At 69.6% G+C, this 26,193-nt stretch carries 24 protein-coding genes and 1 tRNA gene; 10 read left to right on the top strand and 15 right to left on the bottom strand.

Annotated features, from left to right (window positions below; translation table 11 throughout):
- The first annotated feature begins 133 nt into the window (after nt 1-133).
- Nucleotides 134-2,551: a ribonucleoside-diphosphate reductase subunit alpha gene (locus GAS53_RS20635; RefSeq protein WP_151479115.1), complete on the top strand. Its 2,418-nt coding sequence runs from the start codon at nt 134-136 to the stop codon at nt 2,549-2,551.
- Nucleotides 2,551-3,585, top strand: coding sequence for a ribonucleotide-diphosphate reductase subunit beta (locus tag GAS53_RS20630; protein WP_151479114.1), 1,035 nt, complete (start codon nt 2,551-2,553; stop codon nt 3,583-3,585). The genes GAS53_RS20635 and GAS53_RS20630 overlap by 1 nt, the downstream gene beginning before the upstream one ends.
- Here GAS53_RS20630 and GAS53_RS20625 read toward each other — a convergent pair.
- Nucleotides 3,498-3,734 carry a hypothetical protein gene (locus GAS53_RS20625; protein WP_192583199.1) on the bottom strand — a complete coding sequence of 79 codons (237 nt, stop codon included), beginning with the start codon at nt 3,732-3,734 and terminating at the stop codon, nt 3,498-3,500. The two genes, GAS53_RS20630 and GAS53_RS20625, sit on opposite strands and share 88 nt — an antisense overlap.
- Before the next feature lie 93 nt (nt 3,735-3,827).
- On the opposite strand from GAS53_RS20625, the gene GAS53_RS20620 reads away from it, so the two are divergent.
- A complete protein-coding gene (locus GAS53_RS20620) occupies nt 3,828-4,799 on the top strand; it encodes a helix-turn-helix domain-containing protein (RefSeq protein ID WP_151479113.1) in 972 nt (323 codons plus the stop codon).
- Nucleotides 4,800-4,864: 65 nt separating this feature from the next.
- Here the strand turns inward: GAS53_RS20620 and GAS53_RS20615 are convergent, their stop codons facing one another.
- The 10 genes from GAS53_RS20615 to GAS53_RS20570 all read right to left on the bottom strand — a co-directional run bounded on the left by GAS53_RS20615 (nt 4,865) and on the right by GAS53_RS20570 (nt 15,228).
- Entirely contained in the window at nt 4,865-6,235 is a 1,371-nt protein-coding gene (locus tag GAS53_RS20615; protein ID WP_151479112.1) for a bifunctional albaflavenone monooxygenase/terpene synthase, read from the bottom strand.
- Entirely contained in the window at nt 6,232-7,317 is a 1,086-nt protein-coding gene (gene cyc1 / locus GAS53_RS20610; RefSeq protein ID WP_151479111.1) for an epi-isozizaene synthase, read from the bottom strand. The genes GAS53_RS20615 and cyc1 overlap by 4 nt, the downstream gene beginning before the upstream one ends.
- A 391-nt stretch (nt 7,318-7,708) precedes the next feature.
- Nucleotides 7,709-8,359, bottom strand: coding sequence for a peptide deformylase (gene def, locus GAS53_RS20605; RefSeq protein ID WP_151479110.1), 651 nt, complete (start codon nt 8,357-8,359; stop codon nt 7,709-7,711).
- 135 nt (nt 8,360-8,494) lie between these two features.
- Nucleotides 8,495-9,499, bottom strand: coding sequence for a tetratricopeptide repeat protein (locus tag GAS53_RS20600; protein ID WP_151479109.1), 1,005 nt, complete (start codon nt 9,497-9,499; stop codon nt 8,495-8,497).
- A gap of 169 nt (nt 9,500-9,668) precedes the next feature.
- The gene (locus GAS53_RS20595; RefSeq protein WP_151479108.1) at nt 9,669-10,925 is read right to left on the bottom strand and encodes an HD-GYP domain-containing protein; all 1,257 of its coding nucleotides are present in this window, start codon (nt 10,923-10,925) and stop codon (nt 9,669-9,671) included.
- Nucleotides 10,922-12,316, bottom strand: a complete 1,395-nt coding sequence (locus tag GAS53_RS20590) for an HD-GYP domain-containing protein (RefSeq protein ID WP_151479142.1) — start codon at nt 12,314-12,316, stop codon at nt 10,922-10,924. Before GAS53_RS20590 ends, GAS53_RS20595 begins: the two co-directional genes overlap by 4 nt.
- Before the next feature lie 184 nt (nt 12,317-12,500).
- On the bottom strand, nt 12,501-12,818 hold the full coding sequence (gene rsrA, locus GAS53_RS20585) for a mycothiol system anti-sigma-R factor (RefSeq protein WP_151479107.1): 318 nt from the start codon (nt 12,816-12,818) through the stop codon (nt 12,501-12,503).
- Complete coding sequence (gene sigR, locus GAS53_RS20580) at nt 12,815-13,495, bottom strand: RNA polymerase sigma factor SigR (protein ID WP_192583197.1); 681 nt, start codon at nt 13,493-13,495, stop codon at nt 12,815-12,817. Before sigR ends, rsrA begins: the two co-directional genes overlap by 4 nt.
- A gap of 256 nt (nt 13,496-13,751) precedes the next feature.
- Nucleotides 13,752-14,393: an alpha/beta hydrolase family protein gene (locus GAS53_RS20575; RefSeq protein WP_151479105.1), complete on the bottom strand. Its 642-nt coding sequence runs from the start codon at nt 14,391-14,393 to the stop codon at nt 13,752-13,754.
- 19 nt (nt 14,394-14,412) lie between these two features.
- A complete protein-coding gene (locus tag GAS53_RS20570; RefSeq protein WP_151479104.1) occupies nt 14,413-15,228 on the bottom strand; it encodes an SOS response-associated peptidase in 816 nt (271 codons plus the stop codon).
- A gap of 50 nt (nt 15,229-15,278) precedes the next feature.
- Here GAS53_RS20570 and GAS53_RS20565 point away from each other — a divergent pair, with 50 nt between their 5' ends.
- The 4 genes from GAS53_RS20565 (at nt 15,279) to GAS53_RS20550 (ending at nt 18,974) form a co-directional block, all read left to right on the top strand.
- Nucleotides 15,279-16,001 (top strand): M50 family metallopeptidase, encoded by a 723-nt coding sequence (locus tag GAS53_RS20565; protein ID WP_151479103.1) that lies wholly within the window; start codon nt 15,279-15,281, stop codon nt 15,999-16,001.
- 199 nt (nt 16,002-16,200) lie between these two features.
- Complete coding sequence (aroA, locus tag GAS53_RS20560; protein ID WP_151479102.1) at nt 16,201-17,517, top strand: 3-phosphoshikimate 1-carboxyvinyltransferase; 1,317 nt, start codon at nt 16,201-16,203, stop codon at nt 17,515-17,517.
- 16 nt (nt 17,518-17,533) lie between these two features.
- Entirely contained in the window at nt 17,534-18,544 is a 1,011-nt protein-coding gene (gene rsgA / locus GAS53_RS20555) for a ribosome small subunit-dependent GTPase A (protein ID WP_151479101.1), read from the top strand.
- A gap of 106 nt (nt 18,545-18,650) precedes the next feature.
- Entirely contained in the window at nt 18,651-18,974 is a 324-nt protein-coding gene (locus GAS53_RS20550) for a DMT family transporter (RefSeq protein WP_151479100.1), read from the top strand.
- 87 nt (nt 18,975-19,061) lie between these two features.
- Here GAS53_RS20550 and GAS53_RS20545 read toward each other — a convergent pair whose 3' ends face one another.
- Nucleotides 19,062-19,676: a TetR/AcrR family transcriptional regulator gene (locus GAS53_RS20545; protein WP_151479099.1), complete on the bottom strand. Its 615-nt coding sequence runs from the start codon at nt 19,674-19,676 to the stop codon at nt 19,062-19,064.
- Between the two features lie 241 nt (nt 19,677-19,917).
- Here GAS53_RS20545 and hisN point away from each other — a divergent pair, with 241 nt between their 5' ends.
- The gene (hisN, locus tag GAS53_RS20540; RefSeq protein WP_151479098.1) at nt 19,918-20,718 is read left to right on the top strand and encodes a histidinol-phosphatase; all 801 of its coding nucleotides are present in this window, start codon (nt 19,918-19,920) and stop codon (nt 20,716-20,718) included.
- A gap of 190 nt (nt 20,719-20,908) precedes the next feature.
- Complete coding sequence (locus GAS53_RS20535; protein ID WP_151479097.1) at nt 20,909-21,301, top strand: CBS domain-containing protein; 393 nt, start codon at nt 20,909-20,911, stop codon at nt 21,299-21,301.
- A 116-nt stretch (nt 21,302-21,417) separates the two neighbouring features.
- On the opposite strand, the gene GAS53_RS20530 is transcribed toward GAS53_RS20535, so the two are convergent.
- Nucleotides 21,418-22,890, bottom strand: a complete 1,473-nt coding sequence (locus GAS53_RS20530; protein ID WP_151479096.1) for a catalase — start codon at nt 22,888-22,890, stop codon at nt 21,418-21,420.
- 126 nt (nt 22,891-23,016) lie between these two features.
- On the opposite strand from GAS53_RS20530, the gene GAS53_RS20525 reads away from it, so the two are divergent.
- Nucleotides 23,017-23,433 carry a Fur family transcriptional regulator gene (locus GAS53_RS20525; protein WP_151479095.1) on the top strand — a complete coding sequence of 139 codons (417 nt, stop codon included), beginning with the start codon at nt 23,017-23,019 and terminating at the stop codon, nt 23,431-23,433.
- A gap of 248 nt (nt 23,434-23,681) precedes the next feature.
- Here GAS53_RS20525 and GAS53_RS20520 read toward each other — a convergent pair.
- Together GAS53_RS20520 and GAS53_RS20510 are read right to left on the bottom strand one after the other, a co-directional pair.
- Nucleotides 23,682-23,755 (bottom strand) — tRNA-Met (locus GAS53_RS20520).
- A gap of 414 nt (nt 23,756-24,169) precedes the next feature.
- Nucleotides 24,170-25,975 (bottom strand): tetratricopeptide repeat protein, encoded by a 1,806-nt coding sequence (locus GAS53_RS20510; protein WP_151479093.1) that lies wholly within the window; start codon nt 25,973-25,975, stop codon nt 24,170-24,172.
- Nucleotides 25,976-26,193 lie beyond the last annotated feature (218 nt).

The following is a 26,193-nucleotide window of genomic DNA, read 5'->3' as shown; positions in this document are numbered from 1 at the left end:
GCCCGGGTGCCATGACGTCCGGGCCTCGCGGAGTGGGCCGGTGGACGCGGCGTACCGCTGCGCAGAGCGTGTACTCCCGTGTGCCCCGAACCCCCTCCCCGCAGGCCCCGTGCCGAGCGAGGGAGAGCCCCACGTGACCATCGCGCCAGCCGATCCGGTCTCAGCGAAAGCGACACAGGACAACGCCGAGTCCAGGGCCGCGGACAAGGCCGAGGCCGAGGCCGACGGACCCGGGACCGCGTTGCTGCGGACCCTGACCGGTCTCACCGCCGACCTCCCCGACGCCGACCCCGGCAGGGTCGCCGCCGCCGCGCTGCGCGGCCGGTCCGCCGCCGCGGACGAGACGGAACTGCGCGAGCTGGCCACCGAGGCGGCCGCAGGCCTCATCTCCGAGGACCCGGTGTACTCGAAGCTGGCCGCGCGCCTGCTGACGATCAGCATCGCCGCGGAGGCCGCCTCACAGGGGGTCAGGTCCTTCTCCGAGTCCGTCGCGGTCGGGCACCGCGAGGGCCTGATCGCCGACCGCACCGCCGAGTTCGTACGGCTCCACGCGGCCCGCCTCGACGCCCTCATCGACCTCGAAGGCGACGACCGCTTCGGCTACTTCGGCCTGCGCACCCTCCACAGCCGCTACCTCCTGCGGCACCCGATCACCCGGTACGTCATCGAGACACCGCAGTTCTTCATGCTGCGGGTGGCGAGCGGGCTGGCCGAGGACGACACCGCGCGCTCGGTCGACGAAGTGGCCGCCCTGTACCGGCTGATGAGCCGCCTCGACTACCTCCCCTCCTCCCCCACACTCTTCAACTCCGGTACGCGGCACCCCCAGATGTCGTCCTGCTACCTCCTCGACTCCCCGCTGGACCAGCTGGACTCCATCTACGACCGCTACCAGCAGATCGCGCGGCTCTCGAAGCACGCGGGCGGCATCGGCCTCTCGTACTCCCGTATCCGCTCCCGGGGTTCGCTGATCCGCGGGACGAACGGGCACTCCAACGGCATCGTGCCGTTCCTGAAGACCCTCGACGCCTCGGTCGCCGCCGTGAACCAGGGCGGCCGGCGCAAGGGCGCGGCCGCGGTCTACCTGGAGACCTGGCACTCCGACATCGAGGAGTTCCTGGAGCTGCGCGACAACACCGGTGAGGACGCCCGGCGTACGCACAACCTGAACCTCGCGCACTGGGTCCCGGACGAGTTCATGCGCCGGGTGAACGAGGACCGCCTGTGGTCGCTGTTCTCGCCGTCCGACGTGCCCGAGCTGGTGGACCTGTGGGGCGAGGAGTTCGACGCCGCGTACCGCAAGGCGGAGGACCAGGGTCTCGCCAAGAAGACCATCCCGGCCCGCGATCTGTACGGCCGCATGATGCGCACCCTCGCGCAGACCGGCAACGGCTGGATGACCTTCAAGGACGCCGCCAACCGCACCGCCAACCAGACCGCGCTGCCCGGCCACACGGTCCACTCCTCCAACCTCTGCACGGAGATCCTGGAGGTCACGGACGACGGGGAGACGGCGGTCTGCAACCTCGGCTCGGTGAATCTGGGCGCCTTTGTCGACACAGCGACCGGGGACATCGACTGGGAGCAGCTGGACGCCACCGTCCGCACCGCCGTCACCTTCCTCGACCGTGTCGTCGACATCAACTTCTACCCGACCGAACAGGCGGGCCGCTCCAACGCCAAGTGGCGGCCGGTGGGCCTGGGCGCGATGGGTCTGCAGGACGTGTTCTTCAAACTGCGGCTGCCCTTCGACTCGCCGGAGGCCCGCGCGCTCTCCACCCGCATCGCCGAGCGGGTCATGCTCGCCGCGTACGAGGCCTCCGCCGACCTCGCCGAGCGGAACGGGCCGCTGCCGGCGTGGGAGAAGACCCGTACGGCGCGGGGTGTGCTGCACCCCGACCACTACGACGTGGAGTTGACCTGGCCGGAGCGCTGGGCGGCGCTGCGGGAGCGGATCGCCTCCGTCGGCATGCGCAACTCGCTGCTGCTCGCGATCGCCCCCACCGCCACGATCGCGTCGATCGCCGGCGTCTACGAGTGCATCGAGCCGCAGGTCTCCAACCTCTTCAAGCGCGAGACGCTGTCCGGCGAGTTCCTCCAGGTCAACTCATACCTGGTGGCCGAGCTGAAGAAGCTCGGCGTGTGGGACGCGCAGACCCGGGAGGCGCTGCGCGAATCGGGCGGCTCGGTGCAGGGCTTCACTTGGGTGCCGCAGGACGTACGCGACCTGTACCGCACGGCGTGGGAGATCCCACAGCGCGGCCTCATCGACATGGCGGCCGCCCGGACCCCGTTCCTGGACCAGTCCCAGTCGCTGAACCTGTTCCTGGAGACGCCGACCATCGGCAAGCTCTCCTCGATGTACGCGTACGCCTGGAAGTCGGGCCTGAAGACGACGTACTACCTGCGCTCGCGCCCGGCGACGCGCATCGCCCGCGCCGCCGGTTCCTCCGCGGCCGCGGCCGCCCCCATCCCCGTACAGCAGGCCGACGCCCCCGACGCCGTCGCCTGCTCCCTTGAGAACCCCGAGTCCTGCGAGGCCTGCCAGTAATGACCACCGCTCCCGAGAAGACCGAAAAGACCGAGAAGAACCTGCTCGACCCGGGCTTCGAGCTGACCCTGCGCCCCATGCGCTACCCCGACTTCTACGAGCGCTACCGGGACGCGATCAAGAACACCTGGACCGTCGAGGAGGTCGACCTCCACTCGGACGTCGCCGACCTGGCGAAGCTGTCGCAGGGCGAGCAGCACATGATCGGACGGCTGGTCGCGTTCTTCGCGACGGGCGACTCGATCGTGGCGAACAACCTGGTCCTGACGCTCTACAAGCACATCAACTCCCCCGAGGCGCGGCTGTACTTGAGCCGTCAGCTCTTCGAGGAGGCCGTGCACGTCCAGTTCTACCTGACGCTGCTCGACACCTATCTGCCCGACCCGGAGGACAGGGCCGCGGCCTTCGACGCCGTGGAGAACATCCCGTCTATCCGCGAGAAGGCCGAGTTCTGCTTCAAGTGGATCAACGAGGTCGAGAAGCTGGACCGCCTTGAGACCAAGGCCGACCGCCGCCGCTTCCTGCTCAACCTCATCTGCTTCGCGGCGTGCATCGAGGGGCTGTTCTTCTACGGAGCCTTCGCGTACGTCTACTGGTTCCGCAGCCGGGGTCTGCTGCACGGCCTGGCAACCGGCACCAACTGGGTGTTCCGCGACGAGACGATGCACATGAGCTTCGCCTTCGAGGTCGTGGACACCGTCCGCAAGGAGGAGCCGGAGCTCTTCGACGACCGGCTTCAGGAGCAGGTCACCGACATGCTCCGGGAGGCCGTCGAGGCCGAGCTGCAGTTCGCGCGCGACCTGTGCGGTGACGGCCTCCCGGGGATGAACACCGATTCGATGCGGCAGTACCTGGAGTGCGTCGCCGACCAGCGCCTCCAGCGCCTCGGCTTCGCGCCCGTGTACGGCTCCGAGAACCCCTTCTCCTTCATGGAGCTTCAGGGCGTTCAGGAGTTGACCAACTTCTTCGAGCGGCGTCCTTCGGCGTACCAGGTGGCGGTGGAGGGTTCCGTCGGCTTCGACGAGGACTTCTGATCCTCCCGGTGTCCCTGCTCGGCCTCCCTGAGCTGACGGTCGATGCGCCGGTCGCGCACGATGCCGATCACCGCGGGGAGGACGAGCAGGACCAGGATTCCGAGGACGAAGAGCATTCCGATCAGGCCTTCCAGCTGTGTCGTATCCATGGACACCACTGTCGCGCCGAATGCTCCTTACCGTCAGTGGCAGGACTGCCGCACACCCTCGATTTCCTGCCAGATCGGGTGCACACTGGCAGCATGCTGAACAACGTGGCCGCCGTCCTGCTCGACGGTGTGCATCCCTTTGAACTCGGCGTCGTCTGCGAGGTGTTCGGCCTCGACCGCAGCGACGAGGGTCTGCCGGTGTACGACTTCGCGGTCGCCTCGGCCGAGGGGCCGGGTGCGACGCTCGGCACCCATGTCCCCGGGCTCACGATCTCCACTCCGTACGGCCTCGAACGGCTCGAAGAGGCCGACCTGATCGCCGTACCGGCTGGGAGCGACTACGTCAGGCGCAGCTATCCGCCCGAGCTGCTCAACGCCCTGGTCAGGGCTGTCGACCGCGGTGCGCGGGTGCTCAGCGTCTGCTCGGGGGTCTTCGTGCTCGGCGCGGCGGGGCTGCTCGACGGGCGGCGCAGCGCGGTCCACTGGAGCCAGGCGGAGGAGCTCGCCCGGCGCCATCCGCTGGCGATCGTCGAACCCGATGTGCTGTACGTCGACGAGGACCCGGTGATCACCTCGGCCGGCACCGCCTCCGGAATCGATGCCTGTCTCCACATCGTCCGCAAGGAGCAGGGACCGGAGGTCGCCAACACCATCGCGCGCCGTATGGTCGTGCCTCCGCACCGGGACGGCGGGCAGGCCCAGTACATCGAGCGGCCGCTGCCGAGCGCGCCCTGCGACACGGTCGGCGAGACGCTCGTCTGGATGGAGCGCCACCTCGACGAGGAGGTGACCGTCGAGCAGCTCGCCGCTCGCGCGCACATGTCCCCGCGCACCTTCGCCCGTCGCTTCCAGCAGGAGACGGGGACGACCCCGTACCGCTGGCTGCTGCGTCAACGGGTGCTGCTGGCCCAGGAGTTGCTGGAGGCCACCGACGAGACGATGGACTTCATCGCGAGCCGCACGGGGTTCGGGACCGCGGCCGCGCTGCGCCATCAGTTCGTACGCTCGCTGGGGACGACTCCGAACGCGTACCGGCGTACGTTCAGGGGCCCGCAGGCCGCCTGAACGTACGCCGTCACGGCCGTCACTCAGCGCCGCTCGGACACCCTCGCCCGGTCAGCGCGGCACGGTCAGCGCGGCACCGGCTTCAGCAGCAGCCGGTGCGGCCGCAGCGTGATGCCCACCCGGGTCGCGTCGTTGGACTCGGACGCCTGCTCGAGGCGCCAGCGTGACGCCACCGCGGCCGTGATGAGGGTGAGCTGGGCCATCGAGAAGTGGTCACTCGGGCACTTGCGGTTACCCGTGCTGAACGGGCTCATCGCGTACTTCGGCACGTCCTTGACGCGTTCCGGAAGCCAGCGGTCGGGGTCGAACTCCAGGTGCCCGTCGTACGAACGCGGATCCCGCTGGATCGCGTACGGACTGTAGACGATGTCGGCACCGGCAGGAATGCGATACCCGCCCAGTTCGGTTTCGGTCACGGCCCGGCGCGTCAATATCCATACGGCGGGACGCAGCCGCATGGCCTCGACGACAACATTGTTCGTGTGGGACAGCTTCCTCACGTCCGCGAATGCGACAGGACGGTCCCCCGCGACGGATTTGACCTCTTCGCGTACCCGGTCCGCGTGTTCCGGATGTTCAGTGAGCACCTGCAGCAGCCACATGATCGTGGAAGCAACGGTTTCGCTGCCGGGCGTGAGTATCGCGACGACCTGGTCGTGGATCTCCTGTTCGCCGATCGGGTCGCCATTCTCGTTCTTCGCTTCCAGCAATGCCGTCAGCAAATCGTCCGGCTTTTGACCAGATGCCCGGCGTTCGGCGACGATCTCGTCGACCAGGAGGTGCAAATCGGCCAATGCGCGGTCGAATTTGCGATTGGCCGGGAGCGGCAGCCGATAGAGCGGTCCCGCCGGGATCACCATGCGTCGGTACATGCCGCGGAACACGGTGGCGAGCGCGATGCTCAGCCGCTCGGCCCGCTCGTCCATGTAGTCGCCGCGCAGCAGACAGCGGGCCGCGACGCGGACGGCGACCCGGAACGACTCCGAGGTGCAGTCGATCGTCTCGCCGGGCTGCCAGCGCTCCGCGAGGCCGTGCGCCTCCTCCTCCATGATCGGCCCGTACTCGGGGATGATGTCGAGCCGGAACGCAGGCTGGATGGTCCGCCGCTGGCGCCGGTGCCGCGGCCCGTTGGCGGTCGCCACTCCCTCCTTGCCGAGCAGGCCTTCGAGGGACTCCCAGAGCGGCCCGTCGATCTTGAAGTCGGGGCTCAGCGCCAGCGCTCCGGTGAGGGCCGGCGTGGTGACCGCGTACACCGTCTTCGGGCCCAGCCTGAGCCGGACGACGTCGCCCTCGTCGCGCAGCCGGGCGAGGAAGCCCAGCGGGTCGCGCACCAGTTTCAGGCCGTGGCCGAGGCCGGGGACGCCGCCCCCGGCGAGGGGCGGGGTGCGGAGCTCTGCCGCCTGAGGTGCCGCGGGTTTGACGGACTCGACGGTCATTTCTCACCTGCCGCTTCGTTGTTGACGTACGGGGGTGTGGAGCGGTCGTCCCAGCTGTCGACCATGTACCGGCCGGACTCGTGGTGGAACCAGTACACGGAACTGAACCAGTTCCGCATATTGAACAGACACGCCCGTACGGCCGCCGCTAATTCGGCGCCCCGCACGGACCCGTTGTCGATGCGGTCGGCGTACCGCAATACCTCTTGTTCGACATCGAGGAATTCGGTGATACATCCCTCGACCCGCCGCCGCACTTCCTTGACCGCTTCTTCAAGTCGCATTCCCTCGTGATGAATGAGACTGATTCCGAGATTGTGGACCTCGTCGCCCGCGATTTCCTTGGGGAGCGAACACAGATCGTTGTACCAGGCGGCGAAATCCTGGCACAGCAGAGAAGCCCGCCGGTATGCGGGATTCTGTCGTACGGCGGTGGGGAGTTCGTACTCCGCGCTGGGCTCGAGCAGGTCGAGCCAGATCCAGTGCGCGAAAGTCTTCCGCCGCAGTTCGAGATAGTCCTCGACGGTCGGAACGGTTCCCGACCTACGATTGCGGAATTCCTGGTCGTACGCCTCGATGACGGCGTGGAAGTGCTCGGCGAACCGCGCGTTCCACCCCTTGCTCAGGAACGAGTACAACCGCACCATGCTGTCCGCGAACCCCGCGACCAGGGGATCCTGGTGGTGCAGATGGTCCCGCGGGGAGTCGAGGGCCGTGTGCAGTCGGTGCCTGAGCCTGAGCCAGGCCGCCGGCCGGCCGTGGATGACATCGCGGTCGTGGCGGTCGTCCCAGACGAAGAACCACGCGCTGTAGTCCGCTATCGCCTGGAGGACCTCGTCGGGCGCGCCAATGTAGTAGCCCGCCATGAGGTCGGTGTAGCAAAGCCCGTCGGCATATGCCTCAATCTTGTCCGCGGGCATGAGGCGTTTTTCCAGGAGCCAGGCCCTGGTCTTCTCCTGAAGACGGGGCCAATAGGGATGGAGTTGACGGGGAAACTCGGTCTCGATCACCGGGAGAGAGAGCGCCGGTGGAACCGAGATCGCAGTGTGTGTCGTTGTGGTGCTCTGTGGGAAAGCAGGCACGAACAAACCCCTCTCAGCCGCCTGTTGGCGACACGCCCCTCCCGCTGTGCCGGGCGCGCGCCGTTGCGTATCCCCGCACTTCCCATTCAGCACCACAACTGACCGTTCTGGGAACGGATTTGCTTCGCTCACTACCCCACCGTGCCGAGAACACCCCCTCCTGTGACTGAATACGGATCATTACAGGCACACAAGGGATCGAACGTGCGACGCACAGGCGAACGACGCCTGGTCGGAAGGGGATCCGGCCAGGCGTCGTGGGTGCGGGACACTCGCGTCCCAGCTGTCGTTTTCTGTCACAACCGCTCTCGGCCGCTCTCCACCGTACTCAGGCGTTCTCAGGCGTTCTCAGCCGTGCACAGGCGATCAGACCGGCTCGCAGCGGAGTGGCTCAGTCGTTCGCGACCACGGGGTACCGCGGCTCGTTCTCGGCCATCTGCCGTAGCGCGTCCTTGCGCTCGCGCTTGGAGAGCCGGTCGATGTAGAGGTACCCGTACAGATGGTCCGTCTCGTGCTGGAGGCAGCGCGCGAAGTAGCCCGTGCCGCGCACCTTGATCGGATTGCCCTTCTCGTCCTGCCCGGTGACCTCGGCGTAGTCGGGGCGGGCGAGCGGCGCGTACGCGGTCGGCACCGACAGGCAGCCCTCGTTGCTCTCGTCCAACTGGCGCCGGTCGGCGGGCAGCTCGACGAGCACCGGGTTGCAGACCACGCCCACGTGCCGGTTGCCCTCGTCGTCCCCGCAGTCGTAGACGAATACCTTCAGGTCGACGCCGATCTGGTTCGCGGCCAGGCCCACGCCCTCGGCGGTGCGCTGGCTGGCGAACATGTCGGCGACCAGCTGGTCCAGCTCCGGGCCGAACTCCGTGACGTCCTTGCACTCCTTGTGCAGCACGGGGTTCCCGACGACCGTGATGGGCCGCGAGGTGCCGCGCTCGCGGTAGGCCGTCTCGCGCTCCTCACACTCCTCGGTGTCGATGACGAAGCCGTCGTCGTCCACGGGGAGCACTCCGGAGTGCTGCTGCTCAGTGTCCTGCTGCGCCATGACCGACGTAAGCCTTCCTAGAAAACAGGGGTGTGATGCTGATACAGGGTACGGGGGGCCGCGCCCCGACAGGGGCGCGGGGAACTGCGCGACCAGCCACGACGAACCCGCAGCCGACAACAGTCCTCACAACCGCTAACAGACCTCTTCCAGATCCCGCCAGTCCCGAGAGTCAGGGCTGTCCGCAACCCACCCGTCCAACAGCCCCCTCACCAGCGAAGCCGGCGCAGCCACCCCGCACTCCCGCTCGGGCACCCACAGCTGCCCGTCGGTACGGTGACCGAGCGGCCCAGGATGCCCGGGCTCACTGTGATCATGCGGATCGAGATGCTCACCATCGCCCTCGTCGGACGGCATCCGCGACTCGGAGCACATCCGGCACAGCAGCCGCACGGAGGACGACCAGTCCTCGGCGGCGAACCCCGCATCGGCCGCCAGCCGCTCCAGCGCATCCCGGTCACCCTCGGTCTCCGCCTCCAGGAGCACGACCCAGGTGGGCACGGGAGAGGGCGCCCACAGCTCGATCTCGTCGAAGACGGGATAGGCGTGCCCGGCGGCGGTCGTCCGCTCACCGTGGGGCACCCCGTCGTGCAGCACGACCTCGCCCCAGCGCCGCCCGGAGGACGGCAGCGGAATGGAGAGGACCTCGATCCGGGCGGGGTCGAGCCGCCGCCCCCACACGACCTCGGCCTCGCCCTCGGGCGACAGCCGTACGGCGGCGCTCCCGAGGTCCATGCCCACCGGCTCGCCGAAGGCGGTGGCGCCCCCGCCTTTCGGCCGGGAGGGACCGCCGGGCACCCACAGCCCGTACGCCTGCCAGGCCCGCCGCGCCAGCGGCCAGTCCTGCAGGGCGGTGGCCGCGATCCCGACGTTCCACCAATCAGGGGCCCCGGTCTCCCGGTCGAGCAGTGCGACGGCCCTCAAGCCCGCCGCCCGCGCCTGCTCCCAGTCGTGCCGGAACTTGTGCAGCAGGGCGAGGTTGAACCAGGACTCGGACAGCCAGGGCTCCAGGTCCGCCGCACGCGTGAGCAGCGCGCCCGCGTCCTCGTACCGGCCGTCGCCGATCAACGTGAACGCGCGGTCGGTGGCCTGCCGCCATGAGGCGGAGGGCCGGTGCCGTCCCTTGCCGAAGATCCTCACGATTCCCGCCTGCCAGTTCGTTGAAGAGCGTGCAGCCTCGGGCTGGACTGTGCCCCCTGATGTCCTCTTCCTCGCATCCAACCACGTACGGTCGGACGGGCGCTCATTACCCATGGGTTACCCAGTCAGGGGCAGCGTAAGTCCGCCCGCCCGTCTCCCACCACCGCCCTCAGCCGAGGGGCTCACGCGCCGTCCCTCCTGTCCTTGCGAGCACCCTGGCCAGCGACTCCACGACCTCGGGCTGATAGTCACGGGCGGTGCCCAGCCTCAGCTCCTCCAGCGCCTTCAGGGGCCCGCCGGGGCCTGCTTCCCTGGCCTTCTCCTCGTACGCGTTCACGGCCCGTACGATCCTGGCGCTGACCGGCTGATCGCGGTACGGGTCCGCCTGCCGCTCCACCACCACGGCGACCTCCGCGTCCACGCCGGTCTGGCGCACCACGGCGCCGCCGAGCAGGGCGATGCGCCGCTGGTCGTCGGGGGCGAGGGCGGCGGTGGCCCCGGCGGGCACGGGGTCGACGAGCGAGAGCTGGCCGATGTCGTGCATCAGGGCCGCGTACTCCAAAACGGTCAGCTGGGGCTCGGAGAGCCCCAGCTCACGGCCCACGGCTCGGCTGAGCGCGGCCACGCGCCTGGCATGCCCCGCCGGGGTGTAGCCGGCGATCTCGGTGGCCCGCGCGAGGGAGGCGATGGTCTGGCGGTAGGTGGTCCGTACGGCCGCGTACCGCCGGAAGGACAGCTGCGTGAGCAGCAGCGGCAGGGAGAAGACCGGCAGCGCCCACAGTCCCGCGACGGCGACCGCCAGCGCCATCACGGCTCCGGTCGCACAGACCGCCGACCCGATGCCGAGCGTGCCGCGCAGCTCGTCCCGCAGCAACGGCCCGAAGGGCCACCGGGTCCGCGCGTGCGCCATCGCGGCGGCCAGTACGGCGTCCCACAGAGCGGTCAGCACGAGCAGCGCGACGACAAGCACCGCGTACAGCGGTCCTTCCCCGGCCCACTCCTTCAACCTGCCCTGGTTGTAGAGGGGTTGAAAGCACACGGCGGCGAAGGTGACGGTGAGTACGCGCCTGGTGAGGTGGTCGATGGTGGGCCCGTGCCCCTTGGCCACGTGGGGCACACACCCCAGGAGCGAGGCCGCCACGACCACGGCGACGACCTGGAGGACGCCGTGGTGGGTGGGCTGCCCGCCGTTCTCCCCGAGCAGGGCGTACGCGAGGGCCCCGGCGGCCCCGAGCGGCGCCGACTCCCGCTCCTCGGCACCGCTCCACCGAGCGAGCTCCCCGACGGCGATGAGCAGCCCGAACGCGAGGGCCGCCCCGCGTTCGTCGAGACCGCGCCAGAGAGTGACGGCGAGGGCGACTGCTACGAGGAGGACGACGGCGGCCCGGACGAGGATCAGGGGGAGCGGTGGGCGAGGGGGATTCATGGCCTGGCCCCGTCGACGCTTTTGCGGTGCTCTTCCGGTTTGCGGTGCTCTTCCGGCCCACTGGAAAGGGGCCGTGCGGGCGGTGCGGGCGGGGGAACCTCGCCGCACAGCGGCGTCTCGTCCGCCGTCACAGCCGGATGCCACCCCTCCCGGCCGAGCGCCAGCGCCAACGCCTCCACCATCCGCGGATCGAACTGCGCCCCCGCACACCGCCCCAGCTCCTCCAGCGCCGCCGCGACCGGCCGCGCACGCCGATACGACCGAGTCGACGTCATCGCGTCGAACGCGTCGGCGACCGCCACCACCCGTGCGAACTCAGGTATCTGACGACCGGTCAGCCCATACGGATACCCGCTCCCGTCCAGCCGCTCATGGTGATGCAGAATCGCCGACCGGGCCTCCCCGAGAAAACCGATCCCGCGCACCATCTCGTGTCCGTACTCGGGATGCAGCTCGATCACCCGCCGCTCCTGGGGAGTCAGCGGCCCGTCCTTCCGCAACAGCCGTGTGGGAACGCCGAGTTTGCCCACGTCATGCAGAATCCCGGCGAACCTGAGCGCCTCGGCCCGCTCGTCGTCCATGCCCAGTTCGCGCGCGATCATCATCGACGCCTGCCCCACCCGCTCACTGTGCCCGCGCGTATACCCGTCCTTGATGTCAACGGCCTGCACGAGCGCGCGAATCGTGGCCTGATGGGCGCCCCGCTCCCGGTGGTACTGCGCGAACACCCACCAGGACACGTACATCGGCAGCAGCACGAGCAACGCGGCGACCGGCCCGTACGGACTGCGCCAGAGCACCGCCATCATCAGCCCGGCGAGCCCGTGCACGGCGACGGGCGCGAGCGAGCGGGTGAAGAGCCCGCGCCAGGCGGCCCGTAGCGGCACCCGCTCGGCGGTCGCGAGAATGCCCCCGTCGAGAACCGTCAGCACGGCGCAGAAGGCGAGCACCGCGGCCCCGGCCGGCCCGAGCGCGTAGGGGAAGTCGGCCTCGACGACCGCGTCCCGCCCGCCGAGCGCCCAGTGCACACGCGACGCCGCCCAGACCCCGAGCACGAGCCGGGCCGCCCGCCACACCCGGCGCAGCCACCGCGGCCGCTGCTCCACCCGGGACAGCAGCGCCCCCGGCAGCACGACGAGCGCCGCGGCGGGCGGCGGCAGCAGAAAGGCTCCGGCGAGGAGTACGGGGAAGAAGGTGCCCATGCCCTGAAGGGCGTAACGCCCGGCGGGACGCCACCTGTTGATCTGCTCGCATCCCGCGTACAGGACGGCGAGCAGCGCGATCGCGGCCCAGGGGGTGCGGAGGTCCGACAACGGGACCAGGCACACTCCGGCGCCCAGGACGACACAAGCGACGTAGAAACAGGCCCGGGGCGGAATCGACCCCCGCATCGACCCCATCGCGCCCTCCCCGTGGCCCGTGTCCGGCGGGCCCCGGTCAAGCCCGTTCAGGCTCCGGAGAATATGGCGATGGGGGTGGCGCGGGGGTGGCTATGCCCGATTCAGCGGCCTCAAGGACCGCGGATTCGCACGTTCGAGTGACAACTGCGACAACTCCCCGAAGGGAGCTCGCAGTTCAGGACTCCTGAGGTGTCGCGGCCTGGGGCGAGGCCGTCACGTCGTGCTCGGGCACGACCTGGCCGGAACGGATCAACTCGATACGGCCCATGACCTTCGAACGCAGATCGGTCGGCACGTCGTCATGGCCGCAGCACCGCTTGACCAGCTTCTTCACGGCCTGCTCGAGCCCGTACTTCTCCAGACACGGCGAGCACTCCTCGAAGTGCTGCTCGAACTTGGTGCAGTCGGAGTCGGGCATCTCGTGGTCGAGGAACTCGTAGAGATGATCGAGTACTTCACTGCAGTCCGTCTCGTGCGGCTCTCCGCAGCTCATGAGCCCGAGCCTTTCGTTCCGTCCGACTCTCCGGCGCCAGCCGGGACCAGGCCGCGGTCCTTGGCGTAGTCCTCGAGCATGCCGCGCAGCTGGCGGCGGCCCCGGTGCAGCCGGGACATCACCGTACCGATGGGTGTCCCCATGATGTCCGCGATCTCCTTGTACGCAAAGCCCTCTACGTCCGCGAGATAGACGGCGATGCGGAATTCCTCGGGGATCGCCTGCAACGCTTCCTTGACGTCCGAGTCGGGCAGGTGGTCGAGCGCCTGCGACTCGGCGGAGCGCAGACCGGTCGACATGTGCGACTCGGCGCGCGCGAGCTGCCAGTCCTCGATCTCCTCGGCGGCGGAGCGCTGGGGCTCGCGCTGCTTCTTGCGATACGAGTTGATGAAGGTGTTCGTGAGGATCCGGTACAGCCACGCCTTGAGGTTGGTGCCCTCGCGGAACTGGTGGAAGGACGCATACGCCTTCGCGTACGTCTCCTGCACCAGGTCCTCGGCGTCGGCCGGGTTGCGCGTCATGCGCAGCGCGGCCGAGTACATCTGGTCGAGGAACTCCAGCGCGTCCCGCTCGAAGCGCGCGCTGCGCTCCGCGGTCGACTCGCTGCTGCCCAGGCCTTCGGGCTGCTCCGCCTGGCCGTGATCGGTCCCTGCGTCGGTCCCTGTGACCGGACCCACCTCCTCCAGAGTCTGGGCAGGACCGAAACCGGTCCCACCAGAATCGGAGGATAGACGACGATCCGCCCCGCCCGCCGCCCGAATAGGGGTGGTCTTTGCCGCATGCAGAACCGACCAGTCCAGGTCAGCGCTGCTGCTACGGCTCGGGCAAATGGTCGAACCCATGCGGCGGACTTCCTCTCGTACGACTTCTCACAGCACAGGCCGTGCTGTCTGATCCGCACAACAGAGGTCTCCCGCTCAACATTCCCGGGCTTCACCCGAGTGATGAAGTCCACTCCAACACGGCCTCGGTGATCACCTTCAGGGCCTGGTCCTGGTCGATCGGCGCACGCTTCGGCACGGCGAACCCATGATCTCCGTACGGCACCTCGACCATCTCGTACGAGCCCGCCGGGAACTCCTCCGGCTTCCCGAACGGGTCGTTGCCGCCCTGCACGACGAGCGTGGGCACCCCGGCGCCGAGCAGTTCGTCCGCGCGGGACTTCTCGGGCTTGCCCGGCGGGTGGAGGGGGAAGCTCAGCGCGAGGACGGCGTGGGCACCGAGTTCGGTGGCCGTGCGGCAGGCGACGCGGGCTCCGGCGCTGCGGCCTCCGGCGATCACGGGGAGCCCGGGCTTCGCGACCACGGACCACAGTCCCCGCCATCCGACGTCCAGCGTCTTCGGCGGCGGCGCCAGCTTCTTCCCGGCCACCCGCCAGGGCTGCTCGACGAGCGCCACGCTCACGCCGTGCGGGGGCAGCGCGGCGGCGAGCGCCTCGAGGTCGCGTGCCTCGATCCCGCCGCCGGCGCCATGGCTGACGGCGAGGACGAGCCGTGCCTTCTTCGCCCGGCGCCAGGTGACGCGGGCCGTACCCGCGTCGGTCTCGACCGTTTCTGCCGTCTTGCTCTGTGTCACGTTCCTCACGTTCGTCACGTCAGAAAAGTGTGCCCTCTTCGGGGCCTTCCAGCTCCTTCAGCAGCTCCGGCCCGTTGTTACGGACGTTGCTCACCGCCGTGGAGACGGGGTACGCCCGCATCAGTCCCTCCGGCGGCGGCGCGAGCAGGGAGCGCAGGTCCTCGACGTCCTTGCGGGCCGGGTCGAGCCAGGAGTCCCAGCGGTCCGGGGTGAGCATGAGCGGCATGCGCGGGTGGATGTCGGCGAGCGAGCGCGGCCCTTCCTCCGGCGCGACCGCGAGCGGCGTGGTCTCCGCCTCCGTGGTGATGACGGAGCACGTCACCCACCAGGACCGCGGATGGTCGTCGGGCAGCGTCTTGTCCCGCCAGAACTCGTACAGCCCGGCCATCGCGAAGACGGACCCGTCGGCGGGGAGCACGAAGTACGGCTGCTTGCGCGGCCGCTTCTTCTTGCCCTCGACCTCCAGGTCGCGCTCGGAGGTCCCGGTCACCCACTCGTAATAGCCGTCGGCGGGGATGATGCAGCGCCGGGAGGTGAAGGCCCGCCGGTACGAGGGCTTCTCGTGCACCGTCTCCGCGCGGGCGTTGATCATCCGGGCGCCGCCCTCGGGGGTCTTCGACCAGGACGGGACGAGACCCCACTTGAGCCGGCGCAGCTGACGAACCGGCTCAGGGTCCTCCGCGTCCTTAAGAGGACGGTCCAGGACCGCGTAGACCTCCTTGGTCGGAGCCACGTTGTAGTCGGGGTCCAGAGCCTCCTCCGGCTCCCACTTCTCGATCTCAAAGATTCCTGCGAGATCCTCGGGCCTACGACTCGCTGCATACCGTCCGCACATACGTGCCACACTGCCAGATTCCGAGCTATCCAGAGGAGCCCTCACCGACAATGGACAGCATCGCCGCCACCTCGCTGGCCACCCTCTGGGACGAGGTGTTCGGGAGCCAGCCCGACCCCGACACCTGGGTGGTCATCGCCACGATGGTCGCCGCCCTCGCCGTGATCGTCCCGCCCAACATCTGGCGGCTCGCGCGCAACGCCATCACCATCGCCCACGAGGGCGGCCACGGTCTGGTCGCACTGCTGACGGGCCGCAGTCTCAGCGGCATCCGGCTGCACTCCGACACCAGCGGCCTCACGGTCAGCCGCGGCAAGCCGACCGGCCTCGGCATGATCCTCACCGCGGCCTCGGGCTACACCGCTCCCCCGCTGCTCGGACTCGGCGGCGCCGCCCTCCTCGCCGCGGGCCACATCACCGCCCTCCTCTGGCTGGCCACGCTGCTGCTCGTGGCGATGCTGGTGATGATCCGCAACGCGTACGGCGCCCTCACGGTCCTGCTCACCGGCGCCACGTTCGTGGTGGTGTCCTGGCTGGCCGGCCCTCAGGTGCAGGCGGCCTTCGCGTACGCCGTGGTCTGGTTCCTCCTCCTCGGCGGCGTCCGCCCGGCCTTCGAACTCCAGGCCAAGCGAACCAGGGGAAACGCGGGCGACTCGGACGCGGACCAACTCTCCCGCCTGACCCACGTCCCGGCGGGCATGTGGCTGTTCCTGTTCCACGCGGTGTCGCTGTGTTCACTGATAGGCGGGGGCAGGTGGCTCTTGGAGCTATGACGCGCCCCGAAGGGGCAGGCGTCATCAGGGGCGCGGGGCTGTGTCGTTGTGCGGCTCCGCCGCGGGGCGCGACAAGCCACAACGAACCCGCACCCTCCATACCGGCCTCACTGCACCCCCCCCAGCGGAGCGTTTCCGTTCGGGTTTCGCCGCCTTTGATCAAGATCTCCTCTCATCCCCAGCCATTAAAGTGGGGCGCATGACCGCTAACCCCTCGCACACCGCCCTCTGGCCCGCCCCGCACGCGAGCGGAGCCGTCGACGCGACGGTCCACGTGCCCGGGTCGAAGTCGGTCACCAACCGCGCGCTCGTCCTCGCCGCCCTCGCGGCGGAGCCCGGCTGGCTGCGTCGCCCGCTGCGCTCCCGCGACACCCTCCTGATGGCCGGTGCCCTGCGTGCGATGGGCGTCGGCATCGAGGAGGGCGTCGGCCCCGACGGCTCCGGCGAGGCATGGCGTGTCATCCCCTCGGGCCTGCACGGCCCGGCCACGGTCGACGTCGGCAACGCCGGCACGGTGATGCGCTTCCTGCCGCCGGTCGCCGCGCTCGCCGACGGCCCCATCCGCTTCGACGGCGACCCGCGTTCGTACGAGCGGCCCCTGAACGGCGTGATCGACGCCCTGCGCACCCTCGGCGCCCGTATCGACGACGACGGCAGGGGCGCGCTGCCGCTGACCGTGCACGGCAGCGGGGCGCTGGAGGGCGGCCCGGTGGAGATCGACGCGTCGTCATCCAGCCAGTTCGTCAGCGCTCTCCTTCTTTCCGGCCCGCGTTTCAACCAGGGCGTCGAGGTACGGCACACGGGCTCGACACTCCCGTCCATGCCGCACATCCGTATGACGGTCGACATGCTGCGGTCGATCGGCGCCCAGGTGGACACCCCGGAGTCGGGCGGCGAGCCGAACGTCTGGCGGGTCACGCCGGGCGCGCTCCTCGGCCGCGACCTGACGGTCGAGCCGGACCTGTCGAACGCCCAGCCGTTCCTGGCGGCCGCCCTGGTCACCGGCGGCAAGGTCGTCATCCCCGACTGGCCTGCGCGTACCACCCAGCCGGGCGACAGGCTGCGGGAGATCTTCACCGAGATGGGCGGTTCCTGCGAACTGACCGACCGGGGCCTCCAGTTCACCGGCTCCGGCTCGATCCACGGCATCGAGGTGGACCTGGGCGAGGTCGGTGAGCTGACCCCCGGCATCGCGGCGGTCGCGGCTCTCGCCGACTCCCCCTCGACGCTGCGCGGTGTGGCCCATCTGCGGCTGCACGAGACGGACCGGCTGGCCGCGCTCACCAAGGAGATCAACGAACTCGGCGGCGACGTCACCGAGACGGCCGACGGCCTCCACATCCGCCCGCGCCCGCTGCACGGCGGCACCTTCCACACCTACGACGACCACCGCATGGCCACCGCGGGCGCGATCATCGGCCTCGCGGTCGACGGCGTACGGATCGAGAACGTGGCGACGACGGCGAAGACCCTGCCGGACTTCCCCGATCTGTGGACCGGAATGCTCGGGAACTGACGGGCGGACCGGGATCATGCGCCGATACGGCAAGAACACCGACGAGGACGACATCCGCCAGCGCCCGAACCGCAAGGGCAACCGGCCGCGTACGAACATCCGCCCCAAGCACGAGGAGGCGGTCGAGGGCGTGGTCCTCACCGTCGACCGGGGCCGACTGACCTGCCTCGTCGAGGACCGTGTCGTGATGGCGATGAAGGCCCGCGAACTGGGCCGCAAGGCCGCCGTCGTGGGCGACCGGGTGGCCATCATCGGCGACCTGTCCGGCCAGAAGGACACGCTCGCCCGGATCGTCCGTATCGAGCCGCGTACCTCCGTCCTGCGCCGCACGGCCGACGACGACGATCCGTACGAGCGCGTGGTCGTCGCCAACGCCGACCAGTTGGCCATCGTCACGGCCCTCGCCGACCCGGAGCCGCGCCCGCGCCTGATCGACCGCTGCCTGGTCGCCGCGTACGACGGCGGCCTGGATCCCCTGCTGGTGTTGACGAAGTCGGACCTGGCCTCACCCGACGAACTCCTCGAGCTGTACGGGGCGTTGGGCGTTCCGTACGTCGTGACGAGCCGCGAGGAGCTGGAGAGCGGCGAGGCCGTGGCCCGCGTACGCAAGCAGCTCGACGGCAAGACGACCGCGTTCGTGGGGCACTCGGGCGTCGGCAAGACGACGCTGGTCAACGCGCTCGTGTCGCTGGAGCGGCGGCGGAGCACCGGCGTCGTCAACGCCGTCACGGGCCGCGGACGGCACACCACCACGTCGGCGCGCGCGATCCCCCTGCCGGACAACGACGGTTGGGTGATCGACACCCCGGGCCTACGGTCCTTCGGCCTGCACCACGTCGACCCGTCCCGCGTCATCCACGCCTTCCCCGATCTGGAACCCGGCACCGAGGGCTGTCCGCGCGCGTGCAGTCACGACGAGCCGGACTGCGCCCTGGACGACTGGGTAGCCGAGGGCCACGCGGATCCGGCGCGGCTCTACTCGCTGCGCCGGCTGCTGGCCACACGCGAACGACGCGAAGGCGACTGACATGACCTCAGTGTTGTTTGCATCCCTGCCACGACGGTAAAGGCATAATCGCACCAAGCCTGATCCAAGCGAGACGAAGCGGTCACGGAGCGTGGGAGGACATCACATGGCGTGGCTGCTGGTTGTCGTGGCGGGGCTCCTGGAGACGGGTTTCGCCGTCTGCCTCAAGCTTTCCCACGGCTTCACGAGACTGTGGCCCACGGTGGCCTTCTGCATCTTCGCCCTGGGCAGCTTCGGCCTCCTCACCCTGGCCCTGAGGAAACTCGACGTGGGCCCCGCCTACGCGGTCTGGACAGGTATCGGCGCCGCGGGCACCGCCATCTACGGCATGATCTTCCTGGGCGACCTGGTCTCCACCCTGAAGATCGTCTCGATCACCCTGGTGATCGTGGGAGTCATCGGCTTGCAGCTGTCGGGCTCGTCCCACTGAGGGGCCGGTCGGCGGTCGGTCTGTGGGAGCGGCAGGCAGCAGGCCAGTGGTCTGTGGGCACCCGCCCACTCCCACCCGCAGCCGCGGTCACGCCACAGAACGCACAGTCGCCAGAGCGTCCCGAACGAGCCCCGCCGCACCCCCCTCCCCGGCAGGGGCAAGCACACAAGACACCCCCAGCCGCACCACAAGCTCACAGGCCCGCGCCAACTCCGCGGACTCGGTCTTGGACGTCCCGGGCACACTCAGCGAGGCAACGGCCCGATCCCGCACGAGCGCCACGAAGTCACCGGGCGAGGGCAACGGCCCATCAGCCCGACGCTGAGCCGGCACGGCGGAGGACGACGGCACGGCGGACAAGGTGGGAGAGGGCAACCTCTCACCCCAGCACCCCGTGAGCATCGCCCGCACCAGCGTGTTCCCCCGAGCCGCGGCCACCGTCCACTCCGCCGCCGCGGCCAACCGCTCCCGCGGCTCCGCATGACTCACCAGAGCCCGCTCCACCCCCGCGAGATAGGCGTCGGCCTCCCGCCGTACGAGCGCCCGCGCGAGCCCATCCTTGCTCCCGAACTCGTTGTAGAGCGTCTGCCGGGACACCCCGGCCACGGCGGCCACGTCGACCATCCGCACTGCGGACCACGGACGGCGTCCGAGCGCCGTGTACGCGGCGTCCAGTAGGGATTCCCGCGCTGCAGGCATCATCGCCTCCCTGGGGCGATCGGCTCTGCGCTTCAGAGTTGACGCGCACGGGGGCACTGTCAAGGGTTCGCGGCGGCACCGAGGGGCGCCGGCACCCTTGAGGGCGCCCCTTCAGGGGCGCGGGGCTGTGCCGATGTGCGGCTCCGCCGCGGCGCGACAAAGCCACAGACGGCCCGCAGTTTCTGCACAACCCCGGTTCTTCCCCCCGTTTCCCGCGGAGGGGCCCGGAAGATACGGTTCGCTCATGCCCGACTATCGCGATGACCTGCGCCTCGCCCATGTCCTGGCGGACGCCGCCGACGCCGCGACGATGGACCGGTTCAAGGCGCTCGACCTCAAGGTCGAGACCAAACCGGACATGACCCCGGTGAGCGAGGCGGACAAGTCCGCCGAGGAGCTGATCCGCGGCCATCTCCAGCGGGCACGACCACGCGACGCAGTCCTCGGCGAGGAGTACGGCATCGAGGGCACGGGCCCCCGCCGCTGGGTGATCGACCCCATCGACGGCACCAAGAACTACGTACGCGGTGTGCCCGTCTGGGCCACGCTGATCTCCCTGATGGAGGCGGGCGAGGGCGGCTACCAGCCTGTCGTCGGCGTCGTCTCCGCGCCCGCGCTGGGCCGCCGCTGGTGGGCCGCGAAGGGGCACGGCGCGTTCAGCGGGCGCAGCCTGTCGTCGGCGACCCGGCTCCACGTCTCGCGTGTCTCGCGCATGTCGGACGCCTCCTTCGCGTACTCCTCGCTCAGCGGCTGGGAGGAGCGCAGCCTGCTCGGCGGCTTCCTGGACCTGACCAAGGAAGTGTGGCGCACGCGCGCGTACGGCGATTTCTGGCCGTACATGATGGTCGCGGAGGGCTCGGTCGACATCTGCGCGGAGCCCGAGCTGTCGCTGTGGGACATGGCGGCGAACGCGATCGTCGTGACCGAGGCGGGCGGCACCTTCACCGGCCTCGACGGCCGCCCGGGCCCGCACAGCGGCAACGCGGCGGCGTCGAACGGCCTGCTCCACGACGAGCTGCTGGGATATCTGAACCAGCGGTACTAGCCGGTACTGAGGCGGCTCCCAAACCGGCGCCGATGAGACATCCGGGGCACTAACCGGAAGAACGCGCCCCCCAAACCGTCCGCACGCGCCCTCTTGTTGACCCTCCCTTTAACTGCGACTCTGAGAGTCCCCCCACTTGTGAACTTGTGAATCCTTGCGCAAGCGGGATTCGTAGGAGGTGGCTCCGTCCATGCTCGTCCGCGACGCCATGAGCACGGTGGTCCTCACCATCGGGCCCGCTCACACCCTCCGGCAGGCCGCCGCGCTGATGTCCGCGCGCCGCGTAGGCGCGGCCGTGGTACTCGACCCCGACGACAGCGGGCTCGGCATCCTCACCGAGCGCGACATCCTCAACTCCGTCGGCCTGGGACAGAACCCGGACGCCGAGCGGGCACACGCCCACACGACCACCGACGTGGTGTTCGCCGCCCCGACCTGGACACTGGAGGAGGCCGCTCTGACCATGTCCCACGGCGGCTTCCGCCACCTCATCGTGCTGGACCACGAGGAGCCCGTGGGCATCGTCTCGGTCCGCGACATCATCCGCTGCTGGGCGCCACTGCGACAGCACGCCCCGGCCTGATCGCGTAGCGGCTTGGAAAACGCCTTATCGCCTAGCGGCTTGGCAAACGAACGGGCCGGATCTCCGGTACGGGGAGATCCGGCCCGCTCTCGACGGCAAGCGTTCCAGTGCTGGTGTCAGCCGCGCAGGGCCTGGACCGCGGCTTCCAGCCGCTTGCCGAAGTCTCCGTCGGCCTGACGGAAGTTGTCGATCGCGCGCTCGGCGATGTCGTCGCGCGAGACCTTGGCGATGAAGCCCGCCAGATTGTCGATCAGACGGCCCTTCTCGCCCTCGGACATCAGGCGGTAGAGGTTGCCCGCCTGCACGAAGTCGTTGTCCTCGGAGTGGACCGGGGCCTCGTGGTTGCCGGTGCCGGCCGCGAAGTTCGCGGTCGACTGCCACAGCGGCCTGTCCGTCTGGAACGGGCCGCCGAAGCTGTTCGGCTCGTAGTTCTTCGCGCCCTTGTGGCGGCCGTCGTACAGGAAGCCGTCACGGGAGTTCGTACGCGCCTCGGTGGCGTGCGGACGGTTCACCGGCAGGTGGTCGGCGTTGATGCCGACGCGGTAGCGGTGGGCGTCGCCGTACGCGAAGAGGCGTCCCTGGAGCATCTTGTCGGGCGACGGCCCGATACCCGGCACGAAGTGCGCGGGGCTGAAGATGGACTGCTCGACCTCGGCGAAGACGTTCTCCGGATTGCGGTTGAGCTCCAGCCTGCCGATCTCGATCGGCGGGTAGTCCTCGTGCGGCCACACCTTGGTGAGGTCGAACGGGTTGAAGCGGTATGTCGCCGCGTCGGCCGCCGGCATGATCTGCACCTGCACGGTCCAGGTCGGGAACTCACCGCGCTCGATGGCCTCACGCAGGTCGCGCTGGTGGGAGTCGGGGTCCTCACCGGCGATCCTCGCGGCCTCTTCCGAGGTCAGGTTCCTGATGCCCTGGTCGGTCTTGAAGTGGTACTTGACCCAGAAGACCTCGCCGGCCTCGTTGTTCCACTGGTAGGTGTGCGAGCCGTACCCGTTCATGTGGCGGTACGAGGCGGGGATGCCGCGGTCACCGAACAGCCAGGTCACCTGGTGTGTCGACTCGGGGCTGAGGCCCCAGAAGTCCCACACGTTGTCGGCTTCCTGCGAGCCCGTGTACGGGTCGCGCTTCTGGGTGTGGATGAAGTCGGGGAACTTGATGGCGTCCTTGACGAAGAACACCGGGGTGTTGTTGCCGACGAGGTCGTAGTTGCCCTCCTCGGTGTAGAACTTCAGCGCCCAGCCGCGCGGGTCACGGACTGCGTCCGCGGAGCCCAGGTTGCCGGCCACGGTGGAGAAGCGCAGGAAGGTCTCGGTCTGCTTGCCGACCCCGGAGAGAAACGCGGCACGCGTGTACCGGGTGACATCGGCTGTGACCGTGAAGGTGCCGTAGGCACCGGCACCACGGGCGTGCACGACACGCTCCGGGATGCGCTCGCGGTTGAAGTGGGCGAGCTTCTCGAGCAGAAGCTGGTCCTGGACGAGAACCGGGCCGCCGACGCCTGCGGTCTCGCTGTTCTGGTTGTCGGCCACCGGCGCGCCGGCCTCCGTCGTAAGCGGTCCCTGCGTCACGTGCGCCTCCTGCGTCATCCCTGGCCGTTCCTGTCCCTTGGCCAATGTCGAGCTCGATCCTACATTAGACAATGTCTAAGTCAAGTACAGCTCCAAAGTCACACCTGTTCGGATTCTGGTCCACTTGCTGTTAAGCTGGTCTGCATGAGTGACCTGTTGGAACGACTGCGCGGACGCGGCTGGCGTATGACCGCGCAGCGGCGTGTCGTCGCCGAGGTCCTCGACGGCGATCACGTCCACCTGACGGCCGACGAGGTCCATTCCCGGGCCGTCGCCAAGCTGCCCGAGATCTCCCGGGCGACCGTCTACAACACGCTGGGTGAGCTGGTCTCGCTCGGCGAGGTGCTGGAAGTCGCCACGGACAAGCGCGCGAAGCGGTACGACCCGAACGCGCACCGTCCGCACCACCACCTGGTCTGCGCCCAGTGCGGCGCCATCCGCGACGTCCACCCGAGCGGCAACCCGCTCGCGGACCTCCCCGACTCCGAGCGCTTCGGCTTCACAGTCTCGGACGTCGAGGTGACATACCGCGGAGTCTGCCCGAACTGCGCCGCCGCCTGACCAGCACGACCTTCTGAAGCCCCGGCCTCCATGGGATGCCGGGGCTTTCAGCATCCCGGCCGACCTTCGACATCCCGGCCGACCTTTCAGCGTTCCGCCGACCCTTCAGCGTTCCGCCGGGCTTTGGCGTTCCGCCGGGCTTTGGCGTTCCGCCGGACTTTCAACATCCCGCTGGGCTTTCGGCATCCCGCGGACACGGAGACACACCGAAGGCCCGGAACCATTGGTTCCGGGCCTTCGGCCTTCAGTAGCGGGGACAGGATTTGAACCTGCGACCTCTGGGTTATGAGCCCAGCGAGCTACCGAGCTGCTCCACCCCGCGTCGATGAACTGAACACTACGTCACCACCGCCGACCAGCGCAAATCGCTTTCCGCCCCGCGATTACCGCGACCCGGGGGGCTGAACTTTTGAACCCCAGTCCAGGCATACCCACCGTGTCCGGCGCTTGAGGACGAGGCCGTCCAGGCCGCTTCCCCACTCACCCCGGTCATCCCACCCACACATGCCAGCCCGGGCCCACCCAGCCCGTCCAGCGCTTGAGGACAAGGCCGTCCAGGCCGTTCCCCCACTCACCCCGGTCATCCCACCCACACATGCCAGCCCAGGCCCACCCAGCCCGTCCGACGCTTGAGGACAAGGCCGTTCAGGCCGATCAAGCGGGGGTCTGGGGGCGGCAGCCACCAGGGATGGGACGGGTAGGGGCGGTGGGGGCGAAACCAACCCCGCCCCCACCATCACGCAGACAACTCCTGCCGCAACGCATCCCGCAACCGAGTCGCCCGCTCAGAAACCTCCCCGGGCCCGAGCGACACGGCACGATCAGCCCACCGCTGCCCCTCCGCAAGCTCCCCCTGACGCGCGTAGACGAGAGCAAGCCGCAACGCCGCCCGCCCATGCCCCGCATCAGCAGCCCGAGCCCACCACAAGGCAGCTTCAGGCTCACTCCCCTCCCGGGCCAGCAGAAGCCCAAGATTGAACGCCCCGTTCCGCGAGCCCGCCTCCGCAGCCTCCCGGTACCACCGAGCCGCCTCCACGACATCCCCACGGGCAGAAGCCAGCATCCCCACCCGCACCTGAGCCCGCCGATGCCCCTGGGAAGCAGCCCGCTCGTACCACTCCTCGCACTCACTCTTCTCGGTCGCGGGCTCCCCCAGCTCATGCGCTGGCGCAGGCGGCCGCCGCGCATCGAGCACGGTGGCCAGCCGATAAGCCGCCTCCGCGCTACCGCCGCCCGCGGCACACCGCAGATGCCGCTCGGCAGCCCGCTCGTCCCCGTCCCGAAGGCGCGCGATCCCCACCTGGAGCGCCGCCTCCGTATGCCCGGCCGCAGCGGCCCGCTCGTACCACCGCAACGCCGCCTCATCCTCAGCCCGCCCGGCGTGCAGGATCCCGAGATTGAACGCGGCATCCACGCTGCCGGCCTCCGCGGCCTTGGAGAACCAGGGCTCGGCTCCGGCCGCGTCGCCCACCTGCAGCAGCAGGATGGCGAGCGCGTTCGCCGCCTCCCGATGCCCCGCGTACGCCGCACGCCGGTACCACTGCTCGGCGTGCGCGGTCCGCCCCTGCTCGGCACAGAGCAGCCCGAGGTTGTACGCGCCGTTCACATCACCGGCGTCCATGGCGGCCCGGTACCAGCGCTCGGCGGTCTGTGTCTCACCCCGCTCGGCATGCAGCGCGCCCAGCGCGTTCGCGGCGTTCCCGTCCCCGTCCTGGGCGGCCCGCAGCCACCACACGGCGGCGCTCTCGGTGTCGCCCGCGTCCCGCAGCAGGAACCCGAGCGCGCAGGCGGCCCGCGCCTCGCCCTCCTTGGCGGAGGTCAGATACCAGCGCCCGGCCTCCTTGAGCTCCCCGCGCTTCTCCAGGATCACCCCGAGGTGCAGCGAGGCCCGCCGGTGACCGCGCGCGGCGGCCTGCCGGTACCACCGCTCGGCCTCTTCGGCGGCAGCGGCCCCGACACCGTTGTCAGTGTCGGAATCTCCCGCCTGCGAAGCCTTGCGGTCCAGCGCTCGCGCGAGCCGGTACGCCGCCTCGCGGTGCCCCCGCTCGGCGGCCGCCCGCATCCACTCCTCGGCGCCGGCGTCAGCTCGGTGCTCCAGGAGGTCGGCGAGCGCGTACGCCCCGAGGGCGTGCCCCTGCTCGGCGGACTGGCGCAGCCAGTACTCGGCGGCGGGCTCGTCGCCGCGCTCGCGGTGGTGGCGGCCCAGCGCGTGCGCGGCGGCCGCGGATCCGGCGACGGCGGCGATCCGCCACCAGCCGGCGGCCTCCTCGGCGTATCCGCGCTGGTGCAGGAGGACACCCAGGTTGTTGGCGGCGGCCCGGTCACCGGCCGCGGTGGCAGCGCGCAGCTGAGGCTCGGCCCCGTCGAGATCACCGCGGCGGAGCAGCATCGCTCCGAGGACGCTCATCGCCTCGACGTCGCCCGCTTCCGCGGCGAGCCGCTGGCGCGCCTCCTCCACAGCCTCACCGGTCTCGTCCCGGTCGGAAGGCTGCACAAACCGCCCTGTCTCCAACAGAGTTGCCTTGTCCCCCATAACGTCCATCGTCGCACCACCTGCAACCTGGGTACACCTGGTATACCGCAGCCAGTGAGGTCACTTCAGCGTTTTGTCGACATGCCCACAGAGAGACAAGTCAAACACAGATTTCCCAACTCCCGTCGCATGGCACAGCCTTCATCGCGGGCGCACTGGTGAGCAGGGGCACAAGCGCGCGACGGGCGCACGGTCCGCACACGTCGAAGGACCCGGATCCTTGGAGG

It is taken from the genome of Streptomyces albicerus, assembly GCF_008905045.1.
GTDB classification, from domain to species: domain Bacteria; phylum Actinomycetota; class Actinomycetes; order Streptomycetales; family Streptomycetaceae; genus Streptomyces; species Streptomyces albicerus.
Note: the sequence above shows the minus strand (reverse complement) of the source record. Positions and strands in the feature narration are given on the sequence as shown.